The sequence below is a fragment of the Bradyrhizobium sp. WSM1417 genome, assembly GCF_000515415.1.
Taxonomy (GTDB): Bacteria; Pseudomonadota; Alphaproteobacteria; order Rhizobiales; family Xanthobacteraceae; genus Bradyrhizobium.
In genome coordinates this window covers 5,452,495-5,471,091 of the sequence record NZ_KI911783.1, presented here as the reverse complement: position 1 = coordinate 5,471,091, position 18,597 = coordinate 5,452,495, and the positions used below count along the sequence as shown (strand labels likewise).

Here is an 18,597-nt window from a genome sequence, read left to right as displayed (position 1 = left end):
TGCTGATGCCGATAGCGCTCCCTCATTGCTGTCTCGCCCATTCGACGATGGCGGTCGCCTCCGCGCCTGCCCGGGTTTCCCAGGCGGTGATCGCGTTCGTTGCTGCCTTCCGCAACTCCGTGACAATGAACGCTGGCGCCGGCTCGGCGATATGGACGCCATTGTCGCGCATGCGCGCATAGTTCTCGATGGTGCGGTGGGTCAGTAGCGCGAGTTGGCTCTGTTCTGTCTCGGCCGCCGCGGCCAGCACCTCGCGCTGCATCGGCTCGGACAGTTCGGCAAAGGCGTCGCTGCGGACGAAGGCGATCGAGACTGGCATCGCGTAGTTGATGGCCGTGAAATGCGGCAGGAAGTCCCACAATTTGCGCCCCGCGCCGCCGTCGCCGGAGGTGAGGAAGGCATTCAGCCGGTGTTCCCTCAGTCCGGCGAGCGCCGCGTCCATCGGCAGGAATTGCGCGTTCGCGCCGGCCGCGCGCATGACCTCGGTGGAATTGGCATCGTAGGTTCGCAAGTTCAGTTTTGGCAGGTCGTCGGCGCCTTCGAGCGGCCGCTCCGACCAGAGGCCCGTGGCCGGCCAAATCGTCACATACAGCAGCTTGAGGCCGCGCGCCGCGAGCGCCTTCTCATAGAGCGGGCGCGCCCGCAGATTGGTGGCACGGGCGAGATCCACCGATTGCACTAGGAAGGGCAGGGTGGACAGCCCGAGCACGGGATCGAGGCCCGAGAGCGCGCCCGCGAAGGCATCACCGCCCGCGATCCGGCCGTCCAGCGCCGCGCGCGGCATCTCGCCCGAGTTGATCTTGAGCTGGTTGTCGAAGGCGTTGGTCACGGTCACGAAACCGTGGGTACGGTCGGAGACGCGGCTGGCGAAAGTCGAGAGTCCAATCCCGGAGATGTTATTCTCTGGATATTCCGTGGTCATGCGCCAAGTGACCTGGGATGTGACTTGAGACGCGACTTGAGACGCCACCTGCGCGGCGGCTGGCGCGACGCTCAGGATGAGCGCGGCGAGGACAAGGATCGCGCGGATCCGTTTGGCGGGGTAACGCATTGGGAGAAGCAGGTCAGGCAGCATATATTGGCAACTCGTCGAACCATGGCACGATGCCACAACATGGCAGATCACACTGTCGCATGCCGCGCCGCGGCGCGCCACCGCCATGCCTGCACAGGATGGGTGCAGATGGCGATGTGCATCATCCCCGCGCTGCTCGTCTCGGCGACACAGGCCGCGGCGTGGGACAGTTCGCCCGCTAAGACCGATGTCGCTGTCCCCAGCGTCGAAGAGCTCGCGACGCCGCCGGCGAAGCCCGCGGATGCGCGGGAGAGCGACACGCGGGAATCGATCTGCCTGATCGTCGAGGCCGCAGCGCGCGATGCCAATCTGCCGCTGGAGTTCTTCGCCCGCGTGATCTGGCAGGAGAGCCGCTTCCAGGCCGACGCGGTGGGGCCCATGACGCGCAGCGGCGAACACGCGCAAGGGATCGCGCAGTTCATGCCGGGCACCGCGAGCGAGCGCGGGCTGCTCAATCCCTTCAATCCGGTGCAGGCGCTGCCGAAGTCGGCGGAATTCCTGAACGAGCTGCGCAACCAGTTTGGCAATCTCGGGCTGGCCGCCGCCGCCTACAATGCCGGGCCGCGCCGGGTGCAGGAATGGCTCGCCGGCACCGGCGGCATGCCGGAGCAGACCCGCAATTACGTTCTTGCCATCACTGGCACGAGCGTCGATGCGTGGGCCAAGGCAGGCGCGACCGGCAAGGGGCCGCCCATCGCGCCACCGACAAGCTGCCGCGATCTGATGGCGCTGTTGAAGCGCGCGCCGAATGCCTTCGTCGCCGAGCTCGAGCAGCATGTGGAGCTTGCGGCTGCAAAGATCTGGGGCGTGCAGCTCGCCGCGGGCTTTGACCGCAACCGGGCGTTGGCGATGTATTCCCGCGCGGTCACGCGGCTGGGCGCCGTGATCGGCGAACGTGATCCGAGCCTGCTGAGCTCAGTGATGCGCAGCCGTGGCACGCGCGCCTTCTACCAGGTGCGTATCGGCGCCGATACGCGGAGCGAGGCGGATGAACTCTGCGGTCGCATCCGCAAGGCTGGCGGGGCGTGCTTCGTGCTGAAGAACCGCGGCGTGAGCGGGTAGGGTATCTGTCCCAGCGTGCATGCCAGCCCCGCCGCGCGCTTCCTTGACGCGAGGCGCCGCATTGCCCGTTATGCGGGCACGATTCCTCATCCGGCCAAGACTCCCGTGGCGCTTCCTCCGCTCGATTCACCTCAATGGCAAAGTCCCTGGCGCGCCTTTGCGTGGGGACTGCGCTCGATCACGCAGACGATCCTCACCCTCGTCCTGTTCGCAACCTATCTCGGCATTGGCGCGCTCGCCCACGATACCCATTTCAGCCTGCTCTGGGCGCTCTGCTCGACGCTGTTCGTCTGGGCGGGGCCGGCGCAGATCATCCTGATCACCACGCTCGGCTCCGGCGCGACGATCATCCAGTCGGCGATCGCGGTCACCGTCAGTGCGATCCGTCTGTTTCCGATGGTGGTCTCGGTGCTGCCCTTGATGCGCACGCCGACGACGAAACGGCGCGAGCTGTTTTTCGCGGCGCATCTCACCGCGGTGACACTGTGGGTCGAATGCCATCGCTTCCTGCCGCAGGTGCCGCGTGAACGCCGGATCGCCTTCGTCAACGGACTTGGCTTCGGTCTTGTCTCGGTGTGTCTCACCGCCAACACGGTCGGCTATTTCCTTGCCGCCAATCTGACCCAGACGCTTGGGGCGGCGATCCTCTTGCTGACGCCGCTGTCCTTCCTGTTCTCGACCGCACGCAACAGCCGCGAGGTCGCCGATGTCGTCGCCCTCGCGCTCGGGGTTCTGCTTTATCCGCTGGCCGCGAAGATGAACTCCGGCCTCGACATCCTCGTCAGCGGTCTCGTGGCCGGCACGATTGCCTATGGCGTGCATTGGTGGCGGGAGGTGCGCGCATGAGCTTTGCGCAGCTCGTTGGCGACTGGCACGCGCTGGTGGTGCTGTTCGTCGCCGGCGTTGTTCCCAACCAGATATGGCGCATGCTGGGCCTGTGGTTTGGCGGCGGCATCGACGAGGGCTCCGAGCTTCTGGTCTGGGTACGGGCGGTCGCCACCGCGATCCTGGCCGGCGTCATCGCCCAGATCGTGGTCGAGCCGCCCGGGGCGCTTGCGAGCGTGCCGGATGCCTTACGCTACGGTGCGGTCGGCGCCGGCCTCGTCGTCTTCCTGCTGACGCGCCGCTCGATCTTCGCGGGCGTGGTCGCGGGCGAAGTCTTCATGCTGGCCGGCAAGTGGTGGTTGGGCTAAAACCACCGGCGAACAGCAGGGAATTGGAAATATGGTTCGCGAAAACCAGCTCCGCGAGGGCGAAGTCTCCATCGAGCTGCCGCCGACGCAGGATGCCGGCCTCGTCTTCATCGGCCGCATCCGCACGCCCTGGAGCTCGCGGATGGAGACCCCGCGCCAGGGCCGGCATGACGGCCCGATATGCCGCCTCGAAATTTTCGAGCCGTTCGTGCCGGCGATCAAGGGCGTCGACTTCTACAGCAATCTCGAAGTGCTCTACTGGCTCGACAAGTCGCGCCGCGACATCGTCCTGCAAAGCCCTAAGAACAACGAGAAGACCCGCGGCACGTTTTCGCTGCGCTCGCCGGTGCGCCCCAATCCGATCGGCACGTCGATCGTGAAGCTGGTCGGCATCGAGGGCAATGCGATTCTGGTGCGGGGGCTCGATTGCCTCGACAACACCCCGCTGATCGACATCAAACCGGATCGTTGCGAGTTCACGCCGCTGGCCGCGCCGCAGCCGGGGGATTTCCAGACGGAGTGAAGTCTCTCCTCCGTCATGCGAGGAGCTCTTGCGACGAAGCAATCCAGACTGTAGCCGCGGAGGCAGTCTGGATTGCTTCGCTGCGCTCGCAATGACGAGCGGAGAAAGCTACCCCGCCTTCAGCGCCGCGATCAGCTTGGTCGCGTTCTCTTCGAGCACCTTGACGTCTTCCTTGCGGCTGGCGGGCGGTAGCATCGCCACGCCGTCGTGGCGCGGCATCACATGCATGTGGAGATGAAACACCACTTGTCCGCCGGCCGCCTCGTTGAACTGCTGCACGGTGATGCCGTCGGCCTTGAACGCCGTCATCGCTGCGGCAGCGATCTTGTGCGCGCCGCGGGCGACATGGGCGTAGTCGTCAGGCTTGATGTCGAGGATGTTGCGGGCAGGGGCTTTTGGAATCACCAGGGTGTGGCCCGGCACCCGCGGCATGATATCGAGGAAGGCGAGCACGTGCTCGTCCTCGTAAACCTTGTGGCAGGAGAATTCACCGCGCAGGATCTTCGCGAAAATGTTGTTGGGGTCGTAGGCGGTCATGGCGGCGGCTCCCTGGAATTTTCGCTTACTGTCACCAGCCGCAACGAACCGTCAAGGCGCCTCGTCGGCGCCTTTGCGGAACGGTCCGAGCCCGGCCAGCTCACGTCCGGCTTCCGCGACATAGGCGCGCTCGCGCTTGAGGTAATCGTCGATGGCGCGGCGCAAGCCCGGATCGGCGATGAAGTGAGCGGAGTGGGTGGTTCGCGGCAGGTAGCCGCGTGCGATCTTGTGCTCGCCCTGCGCACCGGCTTCGACGTTCGCTAGCCCGAGTTTGATGGCGAAGTCGATCGCCTGATAATAGCAGACCTCGAAATGCAGGAAGGGATGATGCTCGACCGCACCCCAGTTGCGGCCGAACAGCGTGTCCGATCCGATGAAGTTGATCGCGCCCGCGATCCAGCGCTCGTTGCGGCGTGCCATGACCAGCAGCACGTCCTGGCTCATGGTCTCGCCGATCAGCGAAAAGAATTCCCGCGTCAGATAAGGCCGGCCCCATTTGCGTGAGCCGGTCTCCATGTAGAATTGAAAGAAGGCGTCCCAGGCATCTTCGGTGATGTCCTTGCCCGTGAGGCAGTGGATGGTGATCCCGGCTGCCAGCGCATCGCGCCGCTCGCGCTTGATCGATTTGCGGTGGCGGGAGTTCAGCGTCGCCAGGAAATCGTCGAAACTCGCAAAACCCTCGTTGTGCCAATGGAACTGCTGGTCGGTGCGCTGGAGGAAGCCGTGCTCGGCGAGCAGCTTCCACTCCGCCTCGCGGGCGAAAGTGACGTGCACTGAGGAAGCCTTGCTGACGCCGCACAGCGCCACCAGCCCGCTCGCCAAGGCCTCCGTGATGCGCTCGCGGTCAACGCCGTCGCGGACCAGCAGCCGCGGTCCCGTGGCCGGCGTGAAGGGAACCGAAACCTGCAGCTTCGGATAATAGCGCCCGCCGGCGCGCTCATAGGCATCCGCCCAGCCGCGGTCGAAGACATATTCGCCTTGCGAATGCGATTTCAGATAGCAGGGCACGACGCCGGCGACGCGACCGTCGATCTTGGCCACGAGATGCCGCGGACCCCAGCCGGTGCGGATCGTTGCCGAACCCGATTTCTCAACTGCCGATAAAAACGCGTGGGAGACGAACGGGTTATAGGCGGGCTTTGAGAGGCCGAGGGAATCGCCTGGAAGCCCGGATGAGGTTCCTTTGCCATACCCGTTACAAGACTTGCCGGGATTGGCGCAGGCGTCCCAGTCGTCCGGCGATACTTCGCCAATGGAAGGCACGGCCTCAAGGGTGATTTCGGATGGTGTCATCGTGCCCAAGATCGTGCATTGCAGCAGCGACTTCAAGAGTGGGAAACATCAAGCCTACGGCACGAAGCCCTCGAAGATCATCTCATCCGCATGTTGCGCCACTCGCGTCCGTTGCTCGGTCGTGCGCACGGTCCAGGCGAGCAGGGCGCAGCCGAACAGATTGCGGGCGATCCAGGGGGCGGGGGCGGGCAGGTCGTCGACCCTGAAGGCGACGAAATGCGGCCGGGTCTGGAAGCCGTGGCGCAGGTACAGCATGCTGTCGCGCTGCTGCTGGGTCAGGTGGGCCCAGTAGTCGTCCTGATAGCTCCGCTGCGCGACGATGCCGCGGGGGCGGGAGGGCAGCAGCTCGCGCAGCGCCAGCACCTGGTCCGGGTCGAACGACATGCCGACGGCTGGACCGTCATAGGACGCCAGCACCTCGGCCATCCGCTTCACCAGCTTGCGGTCGCCGTCAAAATGGCTCTTGACCTCGATCACCAGCGGCACGCGACCACCAATAAGGGCGCAGAGGTCGCCAAGCGACATCATCCGCTCGGCCGTGTCCTTGAACGTGAGCGCCTTTAGCTCGGCTGCGGTCTTCTCGACCAGCGGGCCGGTCGCCTCGGTAAGCCGGCCGAGCGCATGGTCGTGATGCACCATGGCCTCGCCGTCGGCGGAGAGCTGGATGTCGACCTCGATCGAGAAATTGCCCGCAATCGCAGCCTGCACCGCGCCCGGCATGTTCTCGACGATGCCGCGGGAAATGTCGTGCAGGCCGCGATGGGCGACCGGGCGGGCTGTCAGCCAATCAGGAGCGCGCATTCGCCTCAGGCGACCTCAAACACGCCTTCGACCTCGACCGCCGCATCCGCGGGCAGGGAGGCGACGCCGACGGTGGTACGGGCATGACGGCCCTTGTCACCGAAGGCGGCGACCATCAGGTCGGAGGCGCCATTGAGGACCTTCGGCCCGTCCAGGAAGTCCGGCGCCGAGTTGATGAAGCCGCCGAGGCGCACCACGCGCACGACCTTGTCGAGGTCTCCGAGCGCCGCCTTGACCTGGGCCAGCAGGTTGACGGCGCAGCCGCGGGCGGCCGCGGCGCCGTCTTCGATGGTCACGCCGGCGCCGAGCTTGCCCTTGGCGATCAGCTTGCCGGCCGGATCGAAGCAAACCTGACCCGAGACGAACAGCAGATTACCGGTGCGCACGAACGGCACATAATTGGCCACGGGGGTGGGGGCCTCGTGCAGCTTGATGCCCTGTTCCGCCAACTTCTGCTCGACCGTGCCCGCCATGTCCGACCTCGTTGTCCAAAATCCATCCGCCCGGGCGCATCACTTGCAGCGCGGGCGGGCCCTGTTTCGCCCATCGTGCCGCCACATGCAAGCAACCGTCGGGGGTGGCAATTGGTTGAGGCAGGGCAGGAGGTTCAACGCAAGGGCCGCAACTTTACGTGAAACGGCCTCAGTTGCGACGCAATGGAACGTTCATTAAAATGTCGAATCTGCGCTTTCCCCAGGGACCAGACATGCTGCAACTTTTCCGGACTTCGCTCGGTGTGACGGCGCTCGCGGCGGCCGCTCTCGGCCCGGAAGGCGGAGCGCTGGCCGCGAACGGTCCGTTCCTCGCGCATCAGGCGCTCTATGATTTGAGCCTGGTGAAATCGCGCTCCAATTCGGTCAACAGCGCGCGCGGTCGCATCCTCTACAATTTCACGGGAAGTTCGTGCGAGGGCTACACCTCCGAATTCCGCCAGGTCTCCGAGCTCGACAGCGGCGAGGGCAAGGTCACGCTCAGCGACCTCCGCTCCAATTCCTGGGAGGACGCCGGCGGTAAAAGCTACCGCTTCAAGATCGAGACGCGGATGAACGAGGCTGACGCCGGCCGGGTCGACGGTTCGGCGGAGCGCGACGGCGACCACATCAACGTCAAGCTGAAGCTGCCGGCGCCGAAGAGTTTCACGCTCGACGGCAAGATCGTGTTTCCGACCGAACAGATCCAGCGCATCATTGCCGCCGCCAAGGACGGCAAGTCGCTGCTCGAGCTCTCCGTCTATGACGGCTCCGACGATGGCCAGAAGGTCTACAACACGCTGACCGTGATCGGCCAGCCGATCCCGGCCGAGCGCGAAGGTTCGCCCGATCCGTCGACGTCAGACGAGCACATGAAGTCGCTCAAGCGCTGGCCCGTCACCGTCAGCTATTTCGACCGCGAGGCCCAGCAGAAGGAAGGCGAGCAGACGCCGGTCTACGCGATGGCGTTCGAGCTCTACGAGAACGGTGTCTCGCGCCAGCTTGTGCTCGATTACAACGACTTTGTGATTTCGGGCGCGATGGGCAAGTTCGACGCGAAGGACAGCAAGCCCTGCAATTGAGGGCTGGCCTGCAACGCGGTCTCTGGCTACGCTCCTCCCCAACCACAAACATCCGGGAGGCTCATCATGCCCAAGCTCGATCATCTCCGCCCCAGCGGCTTGCATCACAATCCCGCCTATTCGCATGTCGTCACCGCCACGGGGGCGCAGACGATCTACATCTCCGGCCAGGTGTCGGTGGATGAGGAGGGACGGATCGTCGGCGAGGGCGACATCGCCGCGCAGACGACGCAGGTGATGCAGAATCTCGGGCACGCGCTGAAAGCAGCCGGCGCGGGCTACGCCAACATCGTGAAGATCACGACCTTCGTCGTGAACTACAAGCCGGAGCTGCGCCCGATCATCGGCAAGGCCCGCTCGGCCTTCTTCGAAGGCATGGAGCCGCCGGCCTCTACCCTGGTCGGCGTCTCGGCGCTCGCCGCGCCGGAATGGATGATCGAGATCGAGGCGGTGGCGGTCGCGGATTGAGATCTTTCGCTACAAGTGTGTCGCGTTGGACATCTCTCGCAGAAGAACCATCGCTTCGTCCGCTCTGTCAGCCGGCACAAACAGATGATCGTGGTGGAACGCCGACACGGCGTTCACGCTGATGCCGGCTGCGGCGAGGCGTGCCGTGATTGCGGCCAGAAAGCCCACCGCATCGAGTGCGGAGTGAACCGTCAGGGTGATCAGGCACGATGAGAATGCGTAGCGTAGTCCCGCCGCTTCGGCCTGTTCGCGTGGGATCACGAGCGTCGTTCCTTCCTGCTCGCGGAACGTCAGCAAAGGGCTGAGCGCCGCGGGAATCGACTGGCTTGTCGGGATCGTGCAGAACACGAAAATGCCCGGCCGCATCTCCGGCTTCATGTCTCTCAGCAGCGCGTCGAGATCGCGTTCGCCTGTCATCACTCCTGCGCCTTTTCCGGCCCCTCATACGCGATGCCACGGATCACTGCGGCGCTGCCGAATTTCTTGCGCAAGCTGTCCACCGCGCGCTCGGCGTGGGCGGCACGGCGGTCGAGCATGTCGGTGTCGTCGGCGACTGAACCCTCGCGCAATGCGCTGACGCCGGCGCCCATCAGGCGAAAGGCTGTGCCGTCGATCTCTTTCGCCAGCATCTCGCGGCAGATCGAGAAGATCTTTGCGGCAAGCTGCGTCGGGGCCGTGATCGACTGCGAGCGCGTGCGCTGGCGGAAATCAGCGGTCTTCAGCTTCAGCGTGACGGTCAGGCCGGCGAGCTCGCTGCTCTTGAGGCGAGACGACGTCTTCTCGCACAGCCGCCACAGGATCTTCTCCAGCGTCGCAAAATCCCGGATGTCGGTCTCGAACGTGGTCTCGCTCGAAATCGTCTTGGCGCCCCGATCGGGCTCGACGCGGCGGTCGTCGATGCCGCGCGCGAGTCGCCACAGCCTGCGGCCGTCACTCGGAAACTGCCGCATCATCTCGATCTCGTCGGCCTTCTGCAGGTCCGCGATGATGCGGAAGCCGCGTTGCACCAGACGCTCCTGCGTCGCGGGTCCGACGCCGAAAATGAAACCGACCGGCTTCTCCGCCAGCATCAAGCGCGCTTCCTCCTGGTCGAGCGCAGCAAACCCGCGCGGCTTGTCCAGGTCGGAGGCGATCTTCGCCAGGAACTTGTTGCAGGAGAGGCCGACCGAGACGCTGATGCCGAGGTCGCGCTCGATGTTGCGTGCGAACCGCGCCAGCACCTTGGCCGGAATCATACCGTGCACCCGCTCGGTGCCGGAGAGATCGAGGAAGGCCTCGTCGATCGAGAGCGGCTCGACCAGCGGCGACAGCGCCTGCATGGCCTGGCGCACCTCGCGCCCAACCCGGACATATTTCGTCATGTTCGGCGGGATCACGGCTGCATGCGGGCAGGCTTCCAGCGCCTTGTACATCGGCATGGCCGAGCGCACGCCGTAGGTCCGCGCGATGTAGCAGGCGGCCGACACCACGCCGCGCTTGCCCCCGCCGATGATGACGGGCCTGTCGGCGATGTCGGGATTGTCGCGCTTCTCGACGGTCGCGTAGAAGGCGTCGCAGTCGATATGGGCGATGGTCAGGCTTGCGAGCGCGCGGTGGCGGGCGAGGCGGGGGGAACCGCAGGCGGAACAGCGCCGCACGCCCATATCCAGATCGGCCGAACAATCCCGGCAGAAGCAGCGGGGCCCGGCCGTCTCCAGGGAGGTCACGGCACGTCGCGCTCCCAATTGGGGTCGCCGAGCGCGTCGCCGAGAACCTGCCGCGCTGCGGCAACATTGGTCGGATGCAGTTCCGCAGTGCTGGCAAAGGCCTTCACGGTGGCGTCGTCGCGCATCACGAAATCGAGCACGCTGAGCAGGAAATTGGGGTCCGAGGCGGCGTTGCGCAGCATCTCCGGGCCGACCCCTGTCTCGGCCAGGAACAGGCCCAGCCGCTCGGGCTCGCCCGCGACGAAAGACAGCGCCTGAAGCGCAACGATTTCAGCGACTTCGCGGGGGTTGTGAACAGGCTTTTTCACGTGGCCGGTTTGCCTTTCCGTTAACTTTCGGTGTCTACTTTGGGCCACCATGCCCGAGTCTCGTTCCCAAGTCTCTTGCCCAAGTCTTGCGGCCCCGACAAGCAACTGGAAACCACATCGCAGAAAGTCGGCCCTCGGGTTTAACGAAACTCAAGCGAATTCGAGGCTAGTTTGAATCCAGTTTTCGAAGCGCCGGCGACCGGCGCCTGAGGCGTCACATGCATCGGTCTGCGGACCAATCAGGAGGGCGGGATGGCTAAGACCGTCCTGATCGTGGAAGACAACGAGCTCAACATGAAGCTCTTCCGCGACCTGTTGGAGGCGCACGGCTATCAGACCACCGGCACCAGCAACGGCTACGAGGCGCTCGACCTCGTTCGCAAGATGCGGCCCGACCTCGTGCTGATGGATATCCAATTGCCGCAGGTCTCGGGCCTGGAGGTGACGCGCTGGATCAAGGACGATCCGGAGCTGCGCAATATTCCCGTCGTCGCCGTCACGGCGTTCGCGATGAAGGGCGACGAAGAGCGCATCCGCGAGGGCGGCTGCGAGGCCTATTTGTCCAAGCCGATCTCGGTCGGCAAATTCATTGAGACGGTCCGACGTTTCATCGGATAGGAAGTGAGTTCACAGTGTCCGCGCGTATTCTCGTCGTCGATGACGTCCCTGCCAACGTCAAGCTGCTCGAAGCCCGCCTGTCCGCCGAATATTTCGACGTGATGACTGCCGCGAACGGCACCGAGGCGCTGGCGATCTGCGCCCGCGCCGAATGCGACATCATCCTGCTCGACGTCATGATGCCGGACATGGACGGTTTCGAGGTCTGCCGCCGCCTCAAGACCGATCCGGCCACGCATCACATTCCCGTCGTGATGGTCACCGCGCTCGACAGCCCGTCCGACCGCAACCGCGGGCTGGAAGCCGGCGCCGACGATTTCCTGACAAAGCCCGTCTCCGACGTCGTGCTGATCGCGCGCGTGCGCTCGCTGACGCGGCTGAAGATGATGACCGACGAGCTGCGCATGCGCGCCATCACCTCGCTCGAGATCGGCATGCAGGCGCCCGAGCGCAGTGCAATCTCCGACACCGGCAAGGGCGGCCGCATCCTGCTGGTCGACGACCGCCAGTCCTCGTATGAGCGGCTGGCGACGATCCTCGCCGCCGAGCACACCATCGACGTCGAGCCGAACCCGACGGAGGCGCTGTTCCACGCCGCCGAGGGCAATTACGATCTGCTGATCGTCTCGCTCGATCTCAACAATTTCGACGGCCTTCGGCTGTGCAGCCAGGCGCGCTCGCTGGAGCGCACGCGGCATGTGCCGATCCTGGCGATCGCCGACCCCGAGAACGCGACGCGGCTGCTGCGTGGGCTTGAGATCGGCGTCAACGACTATCTGCTGCGTCCCATCGACAAGATCGAGCTGCTGGCGCGTGCCCGCACCCAGATCCGCCGCCGCCGCTACACCGACCATTTGCGCGACAACGTGCAGAACTCGATCGAGATGGCGATCACGGACGCGCTCACCGGGCTGCACAATCGCCGCTACATGGAGAGCCATCTCGCAACGCTGGCCGAGCAGGCCGCGACCCGCGGCAAGCCGCTGGCGCTGATGATCCTGGACATCGACTACTTCAAATCGATCAACGACAATTACGGCCACGACGCCGGCGACGACGTGCTGCGCGAATTCGCCGTGCGGGTGCGCAAGTCGATCCGCGGCATCGACCTTGCCTGTCGCTACGGCGGCGAGGAGTTCGTCATCGTGATGCCGGAGACTGATCTCCACGTCGCCGGCATGGTCGCCGAGCGCCTGCGCCGGTCGATCGCCGGCGAGCCCTTTGCGATCCACAAGGGCACCAAGCGCATCGAGGTCACGATCTCGATCGGCCTGACCACGCTGGAGCAGAAGGGCGAGGCGGTTGGCGACGTCCTCAAGCGCGCCGACACCGCGCTGTATCGCGCCAAGCACGACGGCCGCAATCGCGTGGTCTCGCACGCAGCGTGAGGCCGCTCGCACAGGCCGGCGCAAAAAAAAGCGCGAAAACAACCCCATGCACAGTAGCCGACGCTAGTCGGATCAATGGCTTACGTCAGCCGCAAAACGGGTTGATGCAGACAGCAACGCCGTTTGACTCGTCGGGCAAAACAGGAGCATCCTGCTAGCCTCCCGAACATCCCACGAACTCCGCTGTCATCGCGCAGGCGAGGAGCGGCACGCCACGGCGGACCAGCCGGCGCCCACCTTTCAAGTCAGGGAGGATACGGCTCCGACCATTCTGCCTTGGCCAGGGCCGCGCCCGTGCTGGACTTCGCGATGATTTCGTAAGTGTACAGGCCGGAATTGCAGGGGCCCCAGGTTCGTAAGCTCTCCGGCTTCACGATGTTGTCTGAGGGAAATGGAATCTCCTGGCCGCCCATCTCGTAGTTCTTCTCTCTGCGAAACTTGACGACGATCGTGCGCGTGCCAGGCGGAACACTTTTCATCTTGATTTCGGGATTTGGAAAGACGGTGGTGCAGGGCCGCGGAGGTCCAAACGTGAATTGGATCTTCATCTCGTCAGCCGCGGCCGGGGTGCAGATGATCAGAAATGAAAATGATAGCAATGAGGAAAATCTAATCATGGGCACGCCCCAAAAAGAAACCAGTGTATCGGCAGGGTCGCCTGATGCCAAGTTTACCCGTTTCTCGCTCTCGCAGCCCTAGGCCTCGTCCACTCCCTTCGGGACGTCACGGAAAAGGCCCGCCGTGGCGGGCCCAATGGAGACGGCGCAAGTCCGCGTTACTTCTGATCGACGTTGCTGGTCCCCGAACCAGGCGTGCCGATCGGCAAGCCGTTCGCCGCATGACCGACGCCAACGCCGGGCGCACTGACCGCTCCTGGAGTTTGATCTTGCGGAAGCGTCTTGACTCCGGTTCTTGCTTGCTCCGCGGGGCTCATCTGGCCCCTGTTGTCGCTGTTGGCACCGTTGGTTGCCGTGATGCCGGACCTGTCGGTCCCGTTTGGCGTACCCGTCTGTGTCGACCCGGACGCGGTGCCGCTCGTGCCCGAGCTGGCCGGTGCGGCCGGTGTGCTCGCGGTATTCCCGTTCGGCGTCGGGGGCTGAACGTTCGGATTGGTTGGAGAGTTGTTCGTGTGAGCGCCGGTTGAGGTTCCGTTTGTGCCCATGCCGGATGGCGCCGAGGGGCCTCCATTGGCGGCGCCAGACGTGCCAGTGCCTGCACCTGAGCTCGCGGATGATCCGGACGCGCCGCCGCTCGCGGCCCCGCCACCCGCGCCTCCACCGGCACCACCACCACCTCCTCCGCCGCCTTGTGCGAGGACGGGCGCGGCAACAGCGAAGGACAGTGCGGCTGTAAGAAGAAGCGATTTTCGATTCATGACCTTCTCCGGGTGTAAAGAAGATCAACTACGCCGAAATGACGATGGTTCCTTTTCCTCCACTCGCTTCAGGAGTTCAGCTTGTAGCGGAGCTTCCTGATCAATTCGCGGACGTTCGCGGCATACTCTTCGATGATGCACCGCCGGGTTCTCATCCCTCTCGCCGAGCTTCACTTCTGGCTTGGGCGTCGGTGGATCATCGCTCATGCGTCACACCAGCTGTCCCTCGGCAGGCGACTTTGATCAAGACCAGATCAATGCGAAGGTGGGACTTGGTTGAGCAGCTGCGATACTGCCGTAACGACCTGGGCGGGCGCGAAGGGCTTGCTCAGCAGAACGCTATTGGGCACGCCGTGAGAGGGCCACTGATCGGCTCCAGCGCCGGTCATATAGACCACCGGCATCTCTGGATTGATCTCTCGGGCTTGCTTTGCAACGTCCCAGCCGGTGAGCTTACCGGCCAAATGAACATCGGTGAGCAACGCGCGGTATTTGGTAGGGTCGCCTTTCAGCAGGGCAACCGCGTCCTCGCCTGATGAAACAATCTCGGTCTGAAATCCACCGTCTACGAGGGCCTCGCCCACCATCTCTTGGATGAGAGCTTCGTCCTCTACAATGAGGACTAGCAACAATTGGCTATCTTGCACTGGCCCCACCCTCTGTCGCGCACCATCGCGGCAGTACAGATAAGTGTAAAAGTGCACAAAAGTTCCCGCACGGAAACCTGCGCCGCGTGCACTCCCTCAGGGATATCGGCGCGCTCTCTTGGAGAGGTCGAAGGTGAAGCATGGCAAACTGGGGTGGAGACTGCGGTGCGTGCTCTCCGATCCGCCTTCTTGCGGCGAGCGGATCGGGTTGACCCTTCAGCTGCGTCAGGGATGCCGGGCCGGCCGCTTGCCTGACTTCACCGCAGCCTCATCTCCCACATCCACCCCCGCATTCCGGAGTAACACCGTCGCCGCGTCCTTCGCGGCGCGGGCCATTGCGGGATCGTCGCGGACGAGGTCCTGCGCGATCGAGCCGTCGACCAGCAGCACGAGCTGCGTTGCGAGCGCTTCCGCGTTCGCAACGCCGAGATCGTTGAGGCGGTCGCGAAACCAGATGCGGCGGCTTTCCTTGAAGGCGATGGCGATCTTCTTCACGGCGCGATCCGCCGGGCCAAGCTCGGCGACCGCATTCACGAACGGACAGCCGCGAAAATCTTTTGCGGCGAAGCGGCGTTCCAGCGAATCGAATGTTGCGAGGATCTGCTCGGCCGCGGGCTTGTCCGAGGGGCGTGGCTGCACGAAGCGGCGCTCCAGATAGGCCGCGATCAGCGCGTCCTTGGAGGGGAAGTGGTTGTAGAGCGTGCGTTTGGAGATGCCGATCTCGGCCGCGATGGTGTCGACACCGATGGCGCGAATGCCCTGCAGATAGAACAACTTGTCGGCGGTCTCGAGGATCCGCTCTTTCATCGTCTGTGGGGCGGGCGGGGGAGCCATGCGGCGGTGAATGTCCTGTTCGCTTGACAGTGCACGCTAACCATAGCCTAAGTACACAGGTCTGTGTAACCAAAATCAACTGATATTGCAGACCACGGCGCGCGCGCCGCGCCGATAAGGGAGAACAAAATGCCCCTGTTGCAGGTCCTGCGCCCGACATTGCCCATCCTGATCGGCGCCTCGATCATGCTGACGCTGAGCATGGGGCTGCGGCAGAGCCTCGGCATCTTCATGCAGCCGCTGACCCACGACATCCATCTGTCGATCTCCGACTTCACGCTGGCGCTGGCCATGCAGAACCTCGCTTGGGGCTTTCTCCAGCCGCTCGCCGGCGCGATGACCACGCGCTACGGCTTCCGTCCCATCATGATCGCAGGCTCGTTCATGTACATCGCGGGCCTGGTGCTGATGGCAACCGCGAACGGTCTCGTCGCCATCATGATCGGCGCCGGTGTGCTGATCGGCACCTCGCTCGCCTGCACCGCGGCCGCGATCGCGATGTCGGTGGCGGCGCGCGCGGTGCCCCCAACGGTGCGCTCGACCGTGCTCGGCATCGTCTCCGGTGCCGGCTCGCTCGGCGCGCTGCTGTCGGCGCCGATCGGGCAGATGCTCAACGAGGGCTTTGGCTGGCGCGTCGGGCTCGCCGGCTTCGTCGTGATGTCGGTGCTGATGATCCCGGCGGCCTGGTATGCCGGGCGCGTCGACGCGGTCCCGCTGCCGAAGCCCGCGAGTGATGAGATCGTCGATGCCACGGCCCTGATCGCGGCGAAGACCGCGTTCGGCAACGGGTCGTTCGTGGTCATGACCTGCGCTTATCTCGTCTGCGGCATGCAGCTCGTGTTCCTCACGACGCATCTGCCGTCCTATCTCGCGATCTGCGGCCTCGATCCGATGCTGAGCGCGCAGACGCTCGGCATGATTGGCGGCTTCAACGTGCTCGGCTCGCTGTTCTTCGGCTGGGCCGGTCAGCGCTGGAACAAGCTCGCGCTGCTCGGCGGAATCTACATCTTCCGCTCACTCGCGCTGGCCTGGTACTTCATGTTGCCGGCGACGCCTGCCTCGACCTTGCTGTTCGGGGCGATCATGGGCTTCTTGTGGATGGGTGTCGGCCCGCTGGTCGCGGGCGCCGTCGCCGAAATGTTCGGCCTGCGCTGGCAGGCGATGATCCAGGGCCTCGCCTTCATGAGCCACCAGATCGGCAGCTTCCTCGGCGCCTACGGAGGAGGGGTGCTCTACGACGCGCTCGGCTCCTACACCATGGCCTGGCGCATCGGCGTGGCGCTGGGATTGGCCGGCGGCATCATTCAGATCGCGTTTGCGCTGATCCGGCCGTCGCAGCCGCCGGCGCCGATATTGCGCACAGCGTAGGGGGAGGGGCTCATAGGTGCCGGCTTTCTGAGCCTTCGCAATGTTCATGTTAGAGCACGAAGCTGTTCCACACCGGTTGGCGGCTTTGCTCGCCAGCCGATGATAAAGGCGCGTTTTGCGAGCCCGCTCTGAACGCGAGCTATCTGCGTCTGCTCCTTGTCGAGCCGAAGGCGCAGCAGAGGATCGCGGGTGCCCGAGACGGTGAGGCTCTTGTTGATGACCCAGCCATACGGTTCGACGCCGGCACGCCGTAAGTCATCCTGAAGGGAAGCGGCCTCGGAGACCGGCGTCGTCTCCGGCAGCGTCACTAGGATCACCTTTGTGTGGGTCGGATCCTGGAGCCTCATCAGCGGGGTAACGATGCGTCCCGCACCGGTCGGTGCAAGTTGGCTTGTCATTTGGCGGTGATAGGCGCCGGTCGCGTCGAGCAGAAGGAGTGTGTGGCCCGTCGGTGCAGTATCGAGCACCACGAAGGCACTCCGGGCCTCCGCAACGACATGCGAGAAGGCATGGAAAACAGCGACCTCCTCGGTACACGGCGAAGCAAGATCCTCCAGCAGAAGAGCCTTACCCTGCGCGTCGAGGTCACGGCCACGGCTCGCCAGTATTTTCGCGACATACCGCTCCGTCTCGACCCGGGGGTCGATCCGGTCGACGGTCAGACCTGGCATGACGCCATCGACGACGAAACTGACGTGAGCTGCGGGGTCGGTCGTGCTGAGATGGACGGCATGACCCCGCTTCGCCAACCCCACGGCGATGGCGGCAGCGATCGTCGTCTTTCCGACGCCGCCCTTGCCCATGACCATGATGAGGCCGCGCTTGCCCTGCGCGATGTCATCGACCAACCGGTCCAGGCCCGGCAGGTCGACCGGTTCTGCATTTGACTCGCTGGATAAAACCGATGGTGGATTGGAGGGCGAAAGGAGCGCCCTCAGGGCCGTCACGCCGACGATATCGAAGCCAAGCAAAGGAATTTCGTCTCGCGACAGCTTCTTGAGCGACGCGGGCATGGCGGCAAGCGCCTCGTCCTGATCTCGCTCTAGGGCAGCTGCGACGACATCATTGGGGTCAGTTGCGTGGAAGCGCCCGTTCACCACGAGAATCTGGTTCGAGAGATTAAGCGCATCAAGTTCGCCCGATGTTCTGGCCGCCTCACGGATCGCCCCCTGATCGGCGCGGGTAACCAAAATGATTGTGGTCTGCTTGGAATCACCCAGGGCCTGAAGCGCCCTGCGAAAGCGGTCCTCCTGGATCTTCAGACCCGAATGCGGGCCGAGACAGGACGCGCCCCGCTCGTTGTCCTTGAGAAAGCCGGTCCATGCCTTTGGCAGGCTAAGGAGCCGTAGCGTGTGGCCGGTCGGAGCGGTATCGAATATGATATGATCGAACCCTGCTACATCGCCGTCCAGCAGTCCGACGAATTCGTCAAAGGCGGCTATTTCGGTGGTGCAGGCGCCGGAGAGCTGCTCGCGCACAGTCGATCGCTCTCCAGCCGTAACCTCGGGTCCAAGCTGTTCAAGCACTCTCTTGCGATAACTCTCGGCAGCGGCTTCGGGGTCAATATTCATTGCCGAAAGTCCGGTCACGTCAGGCACCGGCGTAGGGCGATCGGCCAAAGTGACTTGGAGCATCTCGTCGAGGTTCGACGCAGGATCGGTGCTGACGATGAGAACACGCAGTCCACGGTCCGCGAGGCCAACGGCCGTGGCGCACGCAAGAGAGGTTTTGCCGACTCCGCCTTTTCCGGTGAAAAACAGATATGGGGTTGGGGCGGTCAGCGCGCGAAATTGTGGCATCATAGGCTGTCCTGCGGCCGGAGCGGTCATATGCCTGGTCTCATATTCGA

At 64.3% G+C, this 18,597-nt stretch carries 22 protein-coding genes; 10 read left to right on the top strand and 12 right to left on the bottom strand.

What is annotated here, in order from left to right:
* Positions 1–22: 22 nt before the first annotated feature.
* Positions 23–1,075, bottom strand: a complete 1,053-nt coding sequence (locus tag BRA1417_RS0126700; RefSeq protein WP_027518422.1) for a TRAP transporter substrate-binding protein — start codon at positions 1,073–1,075, stop codon at positions 23–25.
* 108 nt (positions 1,076–1,183) lie between these two features.
* Between BRA1417_RS0126700 and BRA1417_RS0126695 the strand changes: the two genes are divergently transcribed.
* The 4 genes from BRA1417_RS0126695 to tsaA all read left to right on the top strand — a co-directional run bounded on the left by BRA1417_RS0126695 (position 1,184) and on the right by tsaA (position 3,853).
* Positions 1,184–2,137, top strand: a complete 954-nt coding sequence (locus tag BRA1417_RS0126695) for a transglycosylase SLT domain-containing protein (RefSeq protein ID WP_027518421.1) — start codon at positions 1,184–1,186, stop codon at positions 2,135–2,137.
* 105 nt (positions 2,138–2,242) lie between these two features.
* Positions 2,243–2,983 (top strand): AzlC family ABC transporter permease, encoded by a 741-nt coding sequence (locus BRA1417_RS0126690; RefSeq protein WP_027518420.1) that lies wholly within the window; start codon positions 2,243–2,245, stop codon positions 2,981–2,983.
* On the top strand, positions 2,980–3,330 hold the full coding sequence (locus tag BRA1417_RS0126685; RefSeq protein WP_027518419.1) for an AzlD domain-containing protein: 351 nt from the start codon (positions 2,980–2,982) through the stop codon (positions 3,328–3,330). Before BRA1417_RS0126690 ends, BRA1417_RS0126685 begins: the two co-directional genes overlap by 4 nt.
* 31 nt (positions 3,331–3,361) lie before the next feature.
* Positions 3,362–3,853, top strand: a complete 492-nt coding sequence (gene tsaA, locus BRA1417_RS0126680) for a tRNA (N6-threonylcarbamoyladenosine(37)-N6)-methyltransferase TrmO (RefSeq protein ID WP_027518418.1) — start codon at positions 3,362–3,364, stop codon at positions 3,851–3,853.
* Positions 3,854–3,961: 108 nt separating this feature from the next.
* Here the strand turns inward: tsaA and BRA1417_RS0126675 are convergent, their stop codons facing one another.
* From BRA1417_RS0126675 to BRA1417_RS0126660, 4 genes are read right to left on the bottom strand one after another with little or no spacing between them, the layout of a single operon-like run.
* On the bottom strand, positions 3,962–4,390 hold the full coding sequence (locus tag BRA1417_RS0126675; RefSeq protein WP_027518417.1) for an HIT family protein: 429 nt from the start codon (positions 4,388–4,390) through the stop codon (positions 3,962–3,964).
* A 51-nt stretch (positions 4,391–4,441) separates the two neighbouring features.
* Positions 4,442–5,683 (bottom strand): GNAT family N-acetyltransferase, encoded by a 1,242-nt coding sequence (locus BRA1417_RS40890; RefSeq protein ID WP_027518416.1) that lies wholly within the window; start codon positions 5,681–5,683, stop codon positions 4,442–4,444.
* A 54-nt stretch (positions 5,684–5,737) separates the two neighbouring features.
* Entirely contained in the window at positions 5,738–6,484 is a 747-nt protein-coding gene (locus tag BRA1417_RS0126665; protein ID WP_027518415.1) for a glycerophosphodiester phosphodiesterase, read from the bottom strand.
* Positions 6,485–6,489: 5 nt separating this feature from the next.
* Complete coding sequence (locus BRA1417_RS0126660; RefSeq protein ID WP_007611287.1) at positions 6,490–6,957, bottom strand: RidA family protein; 468 nt, start codon at positions 6,955–6,957, stop codon at positions 6,490–6,492.
* Positions 6,958–7,190: 233 nt separating this feature from the next.
* Here BRA1417_RS0126660 and BRA1417_RS0126655 point away from each other — a divergent pair, with 233 nt between their 5' ends.
* Both BRA1417_RS0126655 and BRA1417_RS0126650 read left to right on the top strand, forming a co-directional pair.
* On the top strand, positions 7,191–8,036 hold the full coding sequence (locus BRA1417_RS0126655) for a cell envelope integrity EipB family protein (protein ID WP_027518414.1): 846 nt from the start codon (positions 7,191–7,193) through the stop codon (positions 8,034–8,036).
* A gap of 66 nt (positions 8,037–8,102) precedes the next feature.
* Positions 8,103–8,504, top strand: coding sequence for a RidA family protein (locus BRA1417_RS0126650; RefSeq protein ID WP_027518413.1), 402 nt, complete (start codon positions 8,103–8,105; stop codon positions 8,502–8,504).
* Positions 8,505–8,513: 9 nt separating this feature from the next.
* Here BRA1417_RS0126650 and BRA1417_RS0126645 read toward each other — a convergent pair whose 3' ends face one another.
* From BRA1417_RS0126645 to BRA1417_RS0126635, 3 genes are read right to left on the bottom strand one after another with little or no spacing between them, the layout of a single operon-like run.
* Positions 8,514–8,921, bottom strand: a complete 408-nt coding sequence (locus BRA1417_RS0126645; RefSeq protein ID WP_027518412.1) for an ACT domain-containing protein — start codon at positions 8,919–8,921, stop codon at positions 8,514–8,516.
* Entirely contained in the window at positions 8,921–10,210 is a 1,290-nt protein-coding gene (locus BRA1417_RS0126640; protein WP_027518411.1) for a DNA polymerase IV, read from the bottom strand. The genes BRA1417_RS0126645 and BRA1417_RS0126640 overlap by 1 nt, the downstream gene beginning before the upstream one ends.
* Positions 10,207–10,518, bottom strand: a complete 312-nt coding sequence (locus BRA1417_RS0126635; protein ID WP_027518410.1) for a DUF3572 domain-containing protein — start codon at positions 10,516–10,518, stop codon at positions 10,207–10,209. The genes BRA1417_RS0126640 and BRA1417_RS0126635 overlap by 4 nt, the downstream gene beginning before the upstream one ends.
* Positions 10,519–10,770: 252 nt before the next feature.
* On the opposite strand from BRA1417_RS0126635, the gene BRA1417_RS0126630 reads away from it, so the two are divergent.
* Both BRA1417_RS0126630 and BRA1417_RS0126625 read left to right on the top strand, forming a co-directional pair.
* Positions 10,771–11,136 carry a response regulator gene (locus tag BRA1417_RS0126630; RefSeq protein WP_007611272.1) on the top strand — a complete coding sequence of 122 codons (366 nt, stop codon included), beginning with the start codon at positions 10,771–10,773 and terminating at the stop codon, positions 11,134–11,136.
* 14 nt (positions 11,137–11,150) lie between these two features.
* A complete protein-coding gene (locus BRA1417_RS0126625) occupies positions 11,151–12,524 on the top strand; it encodes a PleD family two-component system response regulator (protein WP_018455158.1) in 1,374 nt (457 codons plus the stop codon).
* 245 nt (positions 12,525–12,769) lie between these two features.
* Here the strand turns inward: BRA1417_RS0126625 and BRA1417_RS0126620 are convergent, their stop codons facing one another.
* Positions 12,770–13,192: a hypothetical protein gene (locus BRA1417_RS0126620; protein ID WP_245286273.1), complete on the bottom strand. Its 423-nt coding sequence runs from the start codon at positions 13,190–13,192 to the stop codon at positions 12,770–12,772.
* A 306-nt stretch (positions 13,193–13,498) separates the two neighbouring features.
* Between BRA1417_RS0126620 and BRA1417_RS46060 the strand changes: the two genes are divergently transcribed.
* Complete coding sequence (locus BRA1417_RS46060; RefSeq protein WP_256379195.1) at positions 13,499–13,624, top strand: hypothetical protein; 126 nt, start codon at positions 13,499–13,501, stop codon at positions 13,622–13,624.
* A 529-nt stretch (positions 13,625–14,153) separates the two neighbouring features.
* Here the strand turns inward: BRA1417_RS46060 and BRA1417_RS0126610 are convergent.
* Complete coding sequence (locus tag BRA1417_RS0126610) at positions 14,154–14,546, bottom strand: response regulator (RefSeq protein WP_245286272.1); 393 nt, start codon at positions 14,544–14,546, stop codon at positions 14,154–14,156.
* A gap of 225 nt (positions 14,547–14,771) precedes the next feature.
* Positions 14,772–15,380, bottom strand: coding sequence for a TetR/AcrR family transcriptional regulator (locus BRA1417_RS0126605; RefSeq protein WP_027518407.1), 609 nt, complete (start codon positions 15,378–15,380; stop codon positions 14,772–14,774).
* 129 nt (positions 15,381–15,509) lie between these two features.
* Between BRA1417_RS0126605 and BRA1417_RS0126600 the strand changes: the two genes are divergently transcribed.
* The gene (locus BRA1417_RS0126600; RefSeq protein ID WP_027518406.1) at positions 15,510–16,748 is read left to right on the top strand and encodes an MFS transporter; all 1,239 of its coding nucleotides are present in this window, start codon (positions 15,510–15,512) and stop codon (positions 16,746–16,748) included.
* 44 nt (positions 16,749–16,792) lie between these two features.
* Here the strand turns inward: BRA1417_RS0126600 and arsA are convergent, their stop codons facing one another.
* Positions 16,793–18,547, bottom strand: a complete 1,755-nt coding sequence (arsA, locus tag BRA1417_RS0126595) for an arsenical pump-driving ATPase (RefSeq protein ID WP_084462515.1) — start codon at positions 18,545–18,547, stop codon at positions 16,793–16,795.
* Positions 18,548–18,597 lie beyond the last annotated feature (50 nt).

What these genes read in the sequence shown, in the direction of transcription:
- BRA1417_RS0126645 (WP_027518412.1), bottom strand. Translation starts at nt 8,921, where the DNA reads ATGACAGGCGAACGCGATCTCGACGCGCTGCTGAGAGACATGAAGCCG.
- arsA (WP_084462515.1), bottom strand. Translation starts at nt 18,547, where the DNA reads ATGCCACAATTTCGCGCGCTGACCGCCCCAACCCCATATCTGTTTTTC.
- BRA1417_RS0126650 (WP_027518413.1), top strand. Translation starts at nt 8,103, where the DNA reads ATGCCCAAGCTCGATCATCTCCGCCCCAGCGGCTTGCATCACAATCCC.
- BRA1417_RS0126665 (WP_027518415.1), bottom strand. Translation starts at nt 6,484, where the DNA reads ATGCGCGCTCCTGATTGGCTGACAGCCCGCCCGGTCGCCCATCGCGGC.
- BRA1417_RS0126700 (WP_027518422.1), bottom strand. Translation starts at nt 1,075, where the DNA reads ATGCTGCCTGACCTGCTTCTCCCAATGCGTTACCCCGCCAAACGGATC.
- BRA1417_RS40890 (WP_027518416.1), bottom strand. Translation starts at nt 5,683, where the DNA reads ATGACACCATCCGAAATCACCCTTGAGGCCGTGCCTTCCATTGGCGAA.
- BRA1417_RS0126600 (WP_027518406.1), top strand. Translation starts at nt 15,510, where the DNA reads ATGCCCCTGTTGCAGGTCCTGCGCCCGACATTGCCCATCCTGATCGGC.
- tsaA (WP_027518418.1), top strand. Translation starts at nt 3,362, where the DNA reads ATGGTTCGCGAAAACCAGCTCCGCGAGGGCGAAGTCTCCATCGAGCTG.
- BRA1417_RS0126695 (WP_027518421.1), top strand. Translation starts at nt 1,184, where the DNA reads ATGGCGATGTGCATCATCCCCGCGCTGCTCGTCTCGGCGACACAGGCC.
- BRA1417_RS0126675 (WP_027518417.1), bottom strand. Translation starts at nt 4,390, where the DNA reads ATGACCGCCTACGACCCCAACAACATTTTCGCGAAGATCCTGCGCGGT.
- BRA1417_RS46060 (WP_256379195.1), top strand. Translation starts at nt 13,499, where the DNA reads ATGCCGGACCTGTCGGTCCCGTTTGGCGTACCCGTCTGTGTCGACCCG.
- BRA1417_RS0126685 (WP_027518419.1), top strand. Translation starts at nt 2,980, where the DNA reads ATGAGCTTTGCGCAGCTCGTTGGCGACTGGCACGCGCTGGTGGTGCTG.
- BRA1417_RS0126630 (WP_007611272.1), top strand. Translation starts at nt 10,771, where the DNA reads ATGGCTAAGACCGTCCTGATCGTGGAAGACAACGAGCTCAACATGAAG.
- BRA1417_RS0126605 (WP_027518407.1), bottom strand. Translation starts at nt 15,380, where the DNA reads ATGGCTCCCCCGCCCGCCCCACAGACGATGAAAGAGCGGATCCTCGAG.
- BRA1417_RS0126655 (WP_027518414.1), top strand. Translation starts at nt 7,191, where the DNA reads ATGCTGCAACTTTTCCGGACTTCGCTCGGTGTGACGGCGCTCGCGGCG.
- BRA1417_RS0126660 (WP_007611287.1), bottom strand. Translation starts at nt 6,957, where the DNA reads ATGGCGGGCACGGTCGAGCAGAAGTTGGCGGAACAGGGCATCAAGCTG.